At 53.3% G+C, this 11639-nt stretch carries 12 protein-coding genes; 9 read left to right on the plus strand and 3 right to left on the minus strand.

All coding sequences use genetic code 11. The features are described from left to right. The first annotated feature begins 45 nt into the window (after window positions 1-45). The 4 genes from B9K09_RS13300 to dksA all read left to right on the plus strand — a co-directional run bounded on the left by B9K09_RS13300 (window position 46) and on the right by dksA (window position 2494). Complete coding sequence (locus B9K09_RS13300) at window positions 46-627, plus strand: PilZ domain-containing protein (protein WP_087517275.1); 582 nt, start codon at window positions 46-48, stop codon at window positions 625-627. A gap of 24 nt (window positions 628-651) precedes the next feature. Beyond that, a complete protein-coding gene (locus B9K09_RS13305) occupies window positions 652-969 on the plus strand; it encodes a phosphodiesterase (protein ID WP_087517276.1) in 318 nt (105 codons plus the stop codon). Between the two features lie 89 nt (window positions 970-1058). Next, on the plus strand, window positions 1059-1796 hold the full coding sequence (locus B9K09_RS13310; RefSeq protein ID WP_087517277.1) for a glycerophosphodiester phosphodiesterase: 738 nt from the start codon (window positions 1059-1061) through the stop codon (window positions 1794-1796). 293 nt (window positions 1797-2089) lie between these two features. Beyond that, on the plus strand, window positions 2090-2494 hold the full coding sequence (gene dksA, locus B9K09_RS13315; protein WP_087519095.1) for an RNA polymerase-binding protein DksA: 405 nt from the start codon (window positions 2090-2092) through the stop codon (window positions 2492-2494). Between the two features lie 123 nt (window positions 2495-2617). On the opposite strand, the gene B9K09_RS13320 is transcribed toward dksA, so the two are convergent. Continuing rightward, window positions 2618-3943, minus strand: coding sequence for a sigma-54-dependent Fis family transcriptional regulator (locus tag B9K09_RS13320; protein WP_087517278.1), 1326 nt, complete (start codon window positions 3941-3943; stop codon window positions 2618-2620). Window positions 3944-4177: 234 nt separating this feature from the next. Here B9K09_RS13320 and B9K09_RS13325 point away from each other — a divergent pair, with 234 nt between their 5' ends. The 5 genes from B9K09_RS13325 (at window position 4178) to B9K09_RS13345 (ending at window position 9946) form a co-directional block, all read left to right on the plus strand. Next, on the plus strand, window positions 4178-5056 hold the full coding sequence (locus B9K09_RS13325) for an MBL fold metallo-hydrolase (RefSeq protein WP_087517279.1): 879 nt from the start codon (window positions 4178-4180) through the stop codon (window positions 5054-5056). Between the two features lie 50 nt (window positions 5057-5106). Then, a complete protein-coding gene (locus B9K09_RS13330; protein ID WP_087517280.1) occupies window positions 5107-6777 on the plus strand; it encodes a bifunctional protein tyrosine phosphatase family protein/NAD(P)/FAD-dependent oxidoreductase in 1671 nt (556 codons plus the stop codon). Window positions 6778-6804: 27 nt separating this feature from the next. After that, window positions 6805-7608, plus strand: coding sequence for a sulfite exporter TauE/SafE family protein (locus B9K09_RS13335; RefSeq protein WP_087517281.1), 804 nt, complete (start codon window positions 6805-6807; stop codon window positions 7606-7608). A gap of 375 nt (window positions 7609-7983) precedes the next feature. Beyond that, on the plus strand, window positions 7984-8364 hold the full coding sequence (locus B9K09_RS13340; protein WP_087517282.1) for a tautomerase family protein: 381 nt from the start codon (window positions 7984-7986) through the stop codon (window positions 8362-8364). Between the two features lie 490 nt (window positions 8365-8854). Then, window positions 8855-9946, plus strand: a complete 1092-nt coding sequence (locus tag B9K09_RS13345; protein ID WP_087517283.1) for an SMP-30/gluconolactonase/LRE family protein — start codon at window positions 8855-8857, stop codon at window positions 9944-9946. 38 nt (window positions 9947-9984) lie between these two features. Here the strand turns inward: B9K09_RS13345 and B9K09_RS13350 are convergent, their stop codons facing one another. Both B9K09_RS13350 and B9K09_RS13355 read right to left on the minus strand, forming a co-directional pair. Continuing rightward, the gene (locus tag B9K09_RS13350; protein WP_087517284.1) at window positions 9985-10581 is read right to left on the minus strand and encodes a LysE family translocator; all 597 of its coding nucleotides are present in this window, start codon (window positions 10579-10581) and stop codon (window positions 9985-9987) included. A gap of 118 nt (window positions 10582-10699) precedes the next feature. Beyond that, entirely contained in the window at window positions 10700-11536 is an 837-nt protein-coding gene (locus B9K09_RS13355; RefSeq protein WP_087517285.1) for an AraC family transcriptional regulator, read from the minus strand. Between the last annotated feature and the right edge of the window lie 103 nt (window positions 11537-11639).

The raw sequence follows: 11639 nt of genomic DNA on the forward strand, positions 1-11639 counted from the left end.
TCAGCAGCCTTACACTCAGACAACCACTGCTGCTACGGGTTCGCCATGTCGACTCAAGATGATCAAGATCGCCGTGAATACTATCGTATCGAAGATACCTTAGCACTGGAATTTAGCCGTCTGTCAGACACTGAAGCACTGGCTACCGAAGCGCTGCATGACAGCTCACCGCTGTTTAACCTGTTCAGTGAGCTGCATATTCTCGACTTTGAGTCGCAGCACCTGCTGCGCCATATCAGTGAGCGGGATCGAACGCTAGCCAGCTATTTAAAGGTGATCAACAAACGTATTGATATGCTTGGGCAAGCCGTTGCCCAAAGCCTGTTGGGCGATATAGGCCCACCGAAGAAAGTCACTATTTCCGAAGGTGGCGTGAGCTTCAACAGCGCTGAAGAAGTTGAGGCCGGGACACACCTTGCAATTAAATTAGTGCTCATGCCGCAAGCTTTAGGGCTGCTGCTGCGCGCCAAAGTCATTCATTGCTATGCCTCTGAGGACAATCAGTTTGAAATCGGCACCGAGTTCGAATCGTTGACCGACGCACAGCGCCAACTACTCGCTCGGCATATCCTCCAGCGTCAAGCTCAAGAGCGCCGCCAGGCTCTTGAGCAACCAGATCCAAATTGACGCCTACCATGGAGTACTCTGCTTATGTCTCGCCTGTTATCCAACCTATTAGCGCTTAGCCTGATGCTGCCACTGAGCAGCTTCGCTGAAACCCTGTCGATTCCGATTGGTCATCAAGGTGAGACAAGCCAGGCGCAGACTTTACCCAAACGTGGTGAGTCGCGCAGAGCCGTACTCAATCGCTACGGTCTGGCCGATAAAGAACACAAGCCTGTCGGCCAGCCACCGATCACACGCTGGGACTACCGTGAGTTCAGCGTCTATTTCGAGTACGACCATGTGGTCGATAGCGTGCGCCACTTGCCCGTGCAACCTGTACAGCCCGTGCCTCCCGCGCAGTAGCACACTCGCTGCTTGACCGGTCGGGCAACTGGCTTTATCAATAGTCCAGCGCTGACGCAGTGTTCAGCCGTTAAATTCAAGGAGCAACTGTGACGCTGATCTATGGACACCGTGGCGCTAAAGGCGAAGCCCCTGAAAACACCCTAACCAGCTTTCAACACTGCTTGCAGCAAGGGGTTGACCGCTGCGAGTTAGACCTGCACTTGTCGCGTGACGGCGAGTTGATGGTCATCCATGACCCAACCCTCAAGCGCACCACTGGCCACCGGGGCAAGGTGGTTGAGCACGACGCTGATGAGCTGGTCAATTATGACGCACGCAAAGGCGGTCCGGGCTGGGTTCAGGCCTGTCCAATTCCTCGTTTAAGCGAACTATTTGCCAAATGCACCTTTGAGCATTGGCAGCTCGAAGTCAAAAGTGCGTCTAAAGTCCGTGCGGCGCGCACAGTCGAAGCCATCGCCAAGCTTGCCGAGCAGTACGGCATCAGCGACAAGGTCACCGTCACCTCAAGCTCGCGGGAAGTGCTCAGCGCACTTAAACGCCTTACCCCGCAGCTATCACGCGGCCTGGTCGCTGAGTACTCCTGGCTCGACCCGATCAAGGTCGCACAACATTATGGCTGCGAGTATTTAGTGCTCAACTGGACGATATGCACCCCGGAGCGTTTGATCAAAGCGCAAAAAGCCGGTTTGCATGTATCCGTATGGACCGTCAACGAGCCTTCACTGATACGCCGACTGGCTGATTTCGGGGTCGACAGCATCATCACCGATTTTCCCAGCATCGCCGTCAAAAGCCTTAAAGATCTAAACCCAGCGACCAGCTAAAACGCTGACATTACCAGCCTTCCGGGCAGGTCGGTCTTGCCCACACAGCGAGATCGACCAACGCTTCATCTACCTCAGCAGCCTTCCCACGCTGCAGCGCCTACACACTGCAGCGCCTACCTAAAAGTACAACCGCGCAATATTGCCTCAGCAAACGTCATTGGCTGCGCATGGTAATGCTATCTTTTAAATTGATACGTTATAACCTAATATTATGCATGTTTTCCAATCAACACACGACCGGATCACTCATGAGCAGCACTGACAATTCTGAAAATGCTTCACAGCGCTACCTGACCGAAGATCAGTTGCTCAACCAGCCAGCCGATGCCTACATGAATCAAGCTCAGCAGGCATTCTTTGCTGCATTGCTAAAAAGTCAGCGCCTGGAGTTGCAAGAGCGTATTGAGGAAGAAATGCAGGTGCTACGCGAGCAAGAATTCAATAGCGACCCACTGGATGCCGGCAGCGCCGAAGAGCAACGTCAATGGCAACTGCGCTTGTTGGAGCGCGAGAAAAAACTGCTTAACAAGATCGACCAAGCACTCAACCGTATCGCTCGTGACGAATACGGCTGGTGCACCGAAACAGGCGAACCAATCGGCCTTAAGCGACTGCTATTTCGTCCTACAGCCTCACTTAGCGTCGAGGCCAAGGAGCGTCAAGAGCAAAAAGAAAAACACCTGAGCAAGGTGTAAAATCCACGACTAAGGATCTTTCCAAAAGGCAGCAAGCGACGATAGGTAAAAGGCGAATCGATTCAAATTACCAAGCAAAATGCAATCACCCGCTTGAATGACTCGTGCCTGACAAGTTAGCTGCTACGCCAAACCTTGCTCTTTCAGTCGTCTATACAACGTACGCTCGCTAACTCCAATGTGCTTAGCCAGCTCACGGCGTGTACCTTTGAAAGTCGCGAGTGCCTGTGCCAGCGTACTTCCGTCGAAAGGGTTGGATGTCGAGGGCTGTGGATGCATCACGGCAGTTGCTTGGGGTAAATGCATCGGGCGGATCACCCCATCGTCAGCGAACAAACTGGCTCTTTCTAACACGTTGCGCAATTCCCGGATGTTGCCGGGCCAAGAGTGTCGCTGTAATTGTGTCAGCGCATCTGCATCTATCGTCAGCCGACGCTTGCCTGTGCCAACGCGTTGTAGAAATGAATTCACAAGCAAGCCAATGTCTTCAACTCGTTGGCGCAACGGTGGCAACTGAATTGGAAAGGCACTGATGCGGTAGTACAGGTCCTGACGAAACTCTCCCTGCTCCATCATTCTTTCCAATGGCTTGTGCGTCGCGACAATTAGCCTGAAGTTGGCGTGTTGTGTCTCGACACTGCCTACACGGCGATAGGTGCCCGACTCGATCAGGCGCAACAGTTTTACCTGCATGGCCAGCGGCACATCGCCAATCTCATCAAGAAACAAGGTGCCGCCCAGAGCCGTTCCGACCAAACCAGGCTTGCGCATGGTTGCACCGGTGAACGCCCCTTTTTCGTGGCCGAACAACTCGCTCTCAAATAAGGTTTCGGTCAACCCAGAGCAATCTACGACTACAAACGGTTCAGCAGCACGCTCACTGGTTTCATGTACAGCGCGGGCGAACAACTCCTTACCTGTACCGGACTCGCCTAACAGCAGCACCGGCAGCATTGATGGCGCGACCCGTTGTAACTCGGACAAGGCCAGATTAAAAGCAGGTGAAGAGCCCACCAGCCCTTTGTTGCTCGGTTGCGCAGAGGCGCTGCGAACCCGGGTGAGGCGCTCCACATAGGCAGTAATGACACCCTGCTTGTCTAAAATCGGGCGCAATTCAACGTCGACATGCTCAGGCCCCCGAGGCGTGTGGTGAATGTGCAGCACACGATCGGGGCCGCGCATCTCGCGCGCCTTTTTCATCGGACAGTGCTCGCCTGCCTGATCGCAAGGCACATCGTAATGGTGTGAGACCTGATAACACTTATGACCTACAGACGGTTTGTCGGCGCTGCCAAACTGCCGCTGATAGGCCGTGTTAGCAGCCAGGATGTTGTACTCCGGATCAAGCACGATCATCGGCTGCGATTCGTGCTCAAGAAACGAAACAAGTGACTGCACCTGATCATGGTCGGGATGTGGGGCGTCTGGTGCGGGGGGAAAGGTCGCCATGGAAGCTCCTGAGACTTCAATCATTGTGTTATGGCAGTGCCACCCCTGTCAATTGGCACTGCCAATGGCAGTCAATTCGCGTGAACCTAGATAACACCCACTCTCCGCCTCATAAATAAAACCAATAAAATCAGATAGATAAGATTAGATTTCTGCACGAATTTGGTTTGGCTGATTTATTGCTATGTCAGTCCTAGTGTGAGCGGCTTGGTAAAGCCCCTGAGGAGACAGGCAATGAGCGTAAAACTGCACGTCGAAGGATTCTTCGATTCTGCTACCAATACCGTCAGCTACTTGGTGCTGGATGAGGCGAGCAACTATTGCGCCTTGATAGACAGCGTACTTGACTACGATCCTAAATCCGGCCACACCGCCACTGCGTCTGCCGACAGATTGATTGCGCGGGTGAACGAACTCAATGCAAGGGTGGAGTGGATTCTTGAGACCCATGTCCACGCAGACCACCTGACAGCAGCGCCATACCTGAAGGAGGAGCTTGGTGGAAAAATAGCAATCGGCAGCCACATTTCCATAGTGCAGGAGGTGTTCGGCGACCTGTTCAACACAGGTCGCGATATGGCCCGCGATGGAAGCCAGTTCGATCACCTGTTTGTTAATGACGAGCTGTTTACCATTGGCACGCTGCAATGCAAGGCGCTCCATACCCCCGGCCACACACCAGCCTGTATGACATATGTCATCAACAATGGAACCGAAACGGCTGCATTCGTCGGCGATACCTTGTTTATGCCTGACTACGGCACTGCACGCTGTGATTTTCCCGGCGGCAATGCGCACACGTTGTTCCAGTCAATCAACAAGGTGTTGAGCCTGCCTGCCAATACATTGCTGTATATGTGCCACGACTACCAGCCTGGCGGCCGCGAGGTGCAGTTCGTCAGCACCGCTGCAGAGCAACGCGCACATAACATCCATGTGCACCATGGCATTAGTGAGGAAGCGTTTGTGGCGATGCGCACCCAGCGCGATGCGTCCCTGGACATGCCGACACTCATCCTGCCTTCCGTTCAGGTCAACATGCGGGCCGGGCATTTGCCTGAGGCTGAATCAAATGGAAGGCACTATCTGAAAATCCCACTCAACAGTGCCTGACACTGCCGTTCCACAAAACGCATTAAAGACATACCCATAATGGAGCCACCATGAACATTCGTTGTCTTGCGCCCGGACTGTCGGTATCAGAACAGATATTTCTCAACCAATTGGCGGATCTGAAAGACGCCGGTATTCGCGCCATCGTATGTAACCGTCCAGATGGCGAAGGGGCTGATCAACCTCTGTTTGCCGAAATAAAACGTTCGGCCCAAGCCATCGGTATTGAGGCGCACTACCTCCCTGCCGAGTCCGGCAAAGTGACCGACGAGCAAGGTATTGCCTTTGGCCAGTTACTTGAAACGCTCCCCAAACCGGTATTAGCGTATTGCCGCTCCGGCATGCGCTCTACAACGATGTGGGCACTGTCACAGGCCGGACAACAGCCCCTGCCAGATATCGTCGAAACCGCAAAAAAAGCCGGATTCGATATGAAGGGAGTCATTCGCCGGATTGCGAATCAGGGGCGTACACCTATTGAGGTGGCTGAGGCAGAGCATACCGTGGTCATCATCGGCGGCGGTGCGGCGGGTATCGCGACGGCATCCAGCTTGCTGGCACGAGAGCCTGATCTCGACATTGCCATAATCGACCCGGCCGATGTGCACTACTACCAGCCAGGCTGGACACTTGTAGGCGCGGGTGTCTTCGCTGCGCCCCAGACTGCCCGCACGATGGCAGCGACCATCCCCCGTGGCGTGCACTGGATCAAATCAGGTGTCGCCGCTTTCGAACCCGAGCGAAAAGCCGTCATCCTAGATGGGTGCAGAGTCGTCAGATACGAGCAGTTGATAGTGTGCCCTGGCCTTAAACTCAATTGGCATGCAATCGAGGGATTGTCGGACACGTTGGGCCGCAACGGCGTGACGTCCAACTACCTGTATCACCTCGCCCCCTATACTTGGGAAATGGTGCAGAAACTGCGAGGTGGACGAGCAATTTTTACGCAACCACCCCTGCCAATCAAGTGTGCCGGAGCGCCCCAAAAAGCAATGTATCTGTCTGCCGATCACTGGAAACGTAGTGGTGTATTGCACGAAGTCGAGATTGAGTTTTGCAGCGCTGGCGCGGTTCTGTTCGGCGTTAGTGACTATGTTCCTGCACTCATGGAATACATCACTGCCTATGCTATCAATCTGAATTTTGGCCACACGCTCATCAGTGTTGATGGGGCTGCACGAACTGCAACTTTCAACTGCATTAACCCGGATGGGAGCTCCCGTCTTGTGACTCGCGACTTCGATCTACTTCATGTGGTACCACCACAGATTGCGCCAGACTTTGTTCGGGTCAGCCCTCTCGCTGATGCGGCCGGCTGGATTGATGTCGACCCGGCTACTTTGTGTCATAAAACCTGGGCCAATATCCACGCACTGGGAGACGTTGCCAACTCCAGCAACGCTAAAACTGCGGCTGCAGCACGCAAGCAGGCTCCCGTTGTTGCCCATAATGTGCTGGCTGCACTGGGTAAAGCCAAAGGCAGTGCCCATTACGACGGTTATGGCTCCTGCCCGCTGACCGTTGAACGCGGTAAGATCGTGCTGGCCGAGTTCACGTATGGCGGCAAGGTAGCACCCAGTTTCCCGTCCTGGCTGATTGACGGTACCCGACCATCGAAGCTGGCATGGCTACTCAAAGAGCGGATTCTCCCGCCACTGTATTGGAATGGAATGCTCAAGGGGCGCGAATGGATGGCAAAACCCGAGTTGGCTGATACATGAGTTCATATCTGAAACGAGAAGATTGAGATGATCACCATCTTACTGCTCGGGCTTACTGTTGGCGTCATTCTGGCTCTGACCGGCGCCGGTGGCGGAATACTTGCCGTTCCATTACTGGTGTTTGGAGTGGGATTGAACATGGCTGAGGCCGGGCCGATTGGTTTGCTCGCTGTCGGTTTGGCCGCATCTCTGGGGGCCGTAATGGGTCTCAGAGCTGGCACCGTCCGCTATAAAGCTGCACTTCTAATTGCCGGAGCGGGGATCGTATGTTCTCCACTCGGTCTCTGGCTGGCGCAGCGCATACCTAATCGTCCGTTGACGATCATCTTTGCCATTGTGCTGATGTACGTTGCATTCAGGGTGTTTCAAAAAACGTTGCCTCGTTCCACAGAGTCAAAGCCACTGGTTACATCCAAACCACCACCTTGCGTATTGGATGCAACGCGAGGAAAGCTAAACTGGACGGCTCCTTGTGCATGGGCGTTAACCGCCTCAGGCATTGTCGCGGGGGGGCTTTCCGGCTTGCTCGGCGTAGGCGGTGGCTTTGTGATGATTCCAGCGCTCCAGCGGTACACTAATCTGACTGCGCAGTCGGTACTTGCAACATCTCTGGCCGTGATTGCACTCATTTCAATTTTCGGGGTTGCTGCAAGCTCAATTGCAGGGCGCTTGCCATGGGCAATCGCCATTCCGTTTTCAATTGGCGCATTGGTCGGCATGCTCTGCGGACGCTTGGTGGCTGCAAGACTATCGGGGCCAATTCTGCAAAGAGGCTTCGCTTTTGTTTCTGCGGTAGTTGCAGTTGGCTTGCTGGTAAAAGCCATGCAGTAAGTCAATCAGGCGACGGGCTCACCTCCCCCGGCTCCAGCTCGCTTGATACTTTAGCCTTGATGATGAAACCACGCGGGGCATACATGTGTCTCGCCTGCTCCTGACGTTGAAAAGCTTGTATGCGCATGACGCAGTCGCCGAAAGCCGCTGGAACTAGGGTTGGCAACTACCATCACAAATTAATATATCAACCGGTAGCGCCCCACTCAGTGTTTGGCAACCTACTGAGCACATCCGAAATATAAGTAGGCATTTTCCTAAACCATTAAACCCCAGCACTAACGCAGTAACTATCTGTCAGACTTATCGATTTATGATGTTTAGAGTCTCACTTTAAACTCTCCCTTAAATTCGACATACAGGCAGAAGCAAACCATGCCATTAATTCAAGTAAACCTATTAAGTAAATCACCTAAATTCATTCAAGATTTAGGTGACAACCTGCATCAATCACTCATGAAAACATGGGGTATTCCTGTTGATGACAGGTTTCATATTTTCCATCAAAAACAAGAACATGAGCTTAAAATAAATCCCGTAATATTTGGGGTTAACCGCTCTAAAGACGTAATTCTCCTTCACATCACTTCTACCCCGAGAAGTCGGAAGATGAAGCTGGATTTCTATCAAGACTTAACAGAACGACTTGAGCAAAACATGAATATTCGCCCTCAAGACATCTTTATTTCTATTATTGAAAACACACAAGAAGACTGGTCATTTGGTAATGGCAAAGCACAGTTACTAACGAATTAACTCACTAAAAACAAATAGCAAACATCCTAAGTGAACCCCCAGATAGGCCCTGATAAAAGCAATACCTAATGCTGTAGTTTTTCAGAGCCTTCCTTGATCAGTACCGACAAACACTCTCTCCCCCACCGCAATCATCAAAGCCCTGGAGTTAACCACTTGCAAAGCGGTAATGCTGACCACGCTTATGCCTTTGGCCTGTGGCGCGTTCACGTCCAATGATGCGGGCGGGCTGTTAAAAACCTGCCAAGCCAGCCAACTCAGCTACAACACTGCGCATCTTCTATAAGCCGCTAACCCTAAAGCGGGCGAAAGGTATCTCAACCTAAAATCGACATAGTCATCATACAACCAATGCAAATAAATAATTTAAATTCAATAAGTTAGAATTTAGAAATTTACATAACGCGCCAAAATCCATAAAGTCATCATACGTCTTGTATTCTTATCCCTGCCGCAGCGGCGGCCTAACAAAAACAAAAAGGGATACTCAATGAACGATAAACAGCCACCAGGTAGCTCTCGGCGCCAATTTCTCAAGCACTCCCTGACCTACTCGGCCGCGGCAGTCAGCATTGGCTCTTTACTGCCACAACTGGCACGTGCTGCCGAACCACTGAGCGCTCGCTACCCGGACCCCGCAGTCGAAGCTTTCGATGACAGCTTTTTGGATCTGCGCCTATTCAACGCCAGTGTTGAAAAGCTAGCCACCGGGCTGCGCTGGGCGGAAGGCCCGGTTTGGTTTGGCGCCGGCCGCTATCTACTGATGAGTGACATCCCCAACAATCGCATTGTGCGCTGGGATGAAATCAGCCAGTCACTTGGCGTATACCGCGATCAATCGAACTTCTCCAACGGCCTAACCTGCGATAACGAGGGTCGACTGATCACCTGCGAAGGCTCAACCACTCACGAGTTAGGCCGACGCGTGACCCGCACTGAACACGACGGCAGCATCACCGTGCTGGCGGACAACTTCGAAGGTAAACGCTTCAACTCGCCCAATGATATTGTGGTTAAGCGTGATGGCTCCGTTTGGTTCACCGACCCGCCTTTCCAGTCCGGCAATGAATATGAAGGCCATAAAATCCAGATTGAGTTGCCGCATGGTGTTTACCGCATCGACGGCGAAAGCCTGAAAATCACCCAAGTAATTGATGACCTAGCCGGACCTAACGGCCTGTGTTTCTCGCCGGATGAAAAGACGCTTTACATTGTCGAAGGTCGCGCCAAGCCCAATCGCCTGGTTTGGGCCTACCCGGTCAATGACGACGGCACGCTGGGCACACGCAGCAAGCACATTGAAGCCAGCGCATACGGCGCGCTCGATGGTATCAAGTGCGATGAAGCGGGCAATCTCTGGTGCGGCTGGGGCAGCAACGGCTCTCCGCAAGGCAAGCCTGAAGAGCTTGATGGTGTGCGGGTATTCAACCCACAGGGCAAAGCCATCGGCCATATATCCCTGCCGGAACGTTGCGCCAATCTGTGCTTCGGTGGAACGCAAGGCAATCGCCTGTTCATGGCCAGCAGTCACTCGATTTACTCGCTATTTGTAAACACCCGCAGCGCCACATTCGTCAAGTGAGTGATCGGCCACGACCCGCCGGTCGTGGCCTTTCTGGTCTAGATCAATACAGGCAACCAGGCGGATACCAGCAGCAAAAAAGCCAGCACCTGATTCATCCGCTGCAGTGCCTGCGGTGAACCCAATACCCGGGCGCTGCCCGAACCAAGTAATGCCCACAGCGTCATGCACGGCAATGAGATCAGCAGAAAAAACAGCGACAACAGCAGCACGCGCATGCTTTTGTCGCCACCGTCGACAAACACGCTCACCACTGCCACAGCCATCATCCAAACCTTGGGGTTGATCACTTGCAGAGCAGCAATGCCGACCACGCTTATGCCTTTGTCCCGTGGCGCATCCACGTCCAATGAGGCAGGCGGGCTATTAAAAATCTGCCAAGCCAACCAACTCAGCCACAACACTGCGGACCACGCCATGACCTGCTGTACTCGCGGAAAGCGCAGCAGTGTTTCGCCCACGCCAAGACCGACAATCAGCACGATAAGCGCCGCCGTCAGGCACGCCCCCACAATGATCGGCAACGTGGCCCCAACCCCACGTTTGGAACTGTGGCTCAGCACCAGAATATTGGTCGGTCCCGGGGTAACCGAGGCTACAAACGCAAACAGTAGAAAAGGCAGCAAAGACTCCATGACTCACACTCCCTTGAAGCGTACAGGACGAGGGAACGCGAGCAGTGGCATGGGCAACATGGGCATGGCAAGAACTCCTGATTCAATAAAGAAGTCCATAGTTGCAAGCCAAGCAAAATCAGTCTGGAAGGTTTGAGCAGCGTTTGCGGTAATCCGCGGGAGTGAGTTGGTAGGCACGACGGAACCAGCGCCCCATATGACTTTGATCGGCAAACCCGAGAGCACTGGCCACCTGCGCTGGCAACTCGCCACGGGCTAGTAATTGCCGTGCTCTGGCCAAGCGCAGTTGGATCAAATATGCATGAGGTGCCAGGCCATAGGCTGCCTTGAAGGCTCGGGTCAAACGGAAGCGGTCAACCGAGCAGGCGTACGCAAGGTCATCCAGCCCGATGTCTTCGCAGATATTGGCGTGCAGATAGTCACGCGCAACCTGAGCGACCAAGGGTAGGCGCGGATCTTGGGATTGACGTTTTCGCCAATCAAGGTGGGAAGTGAGTGAATCCAGCAAGGTGTCGATCGTGCTCTGGCGCACGATACGCAAATCCCCGGAATGAAGCGCATGAAAGGCCTGATTAATGGCAGTAGAAAGCCTCGGATCCTGGCTCAGGATGGAGGCAAAACCCAATTGACTGTCAGCGGGTACGTGCTCGAACAATGCGTGCAATTCCCTTTCCAGCCAATGCGGCTCAAGGTACAGCATCGAATAGGTAAAACCCTCCTCGGTCGGCGCATAGCCATCGTGGATTTCCCCCGGTTCCAACATGAAAACTTTGCCGGGCGTACTGAGATGGCGAACACGTCGACAATTGAACTGTTGCACCCCCTGCCCCGTCACGCCGAGCAAAAAACTGTCGTGCCAGTGCGGATCGTAGGCATGCCCCTGAAAGTGGGCACGAATCGATTCAATCCCGGTATCGGCATCCTGGGACAACTCGATCCAGTTGCGTTTATCCACGAATGACTCCAGTGCTGGTCATTGAGCTTAATCTGCGCGAAAAACTAAATTACCCTGTTAGGGAAAACCCTGTTTAGAAGATTTGTGCACATGAGGATGCATG

This window comes from Pseudomonas sp. M30-35 (genome assembly GCF_002163625.1).
Classification (GTDB): domain Bacteria; phylum Pseudomonadota; class Gammaproteobacteria; order Pseudomonadales; family Pseudomonadaceae; genus Aquipseudomonas.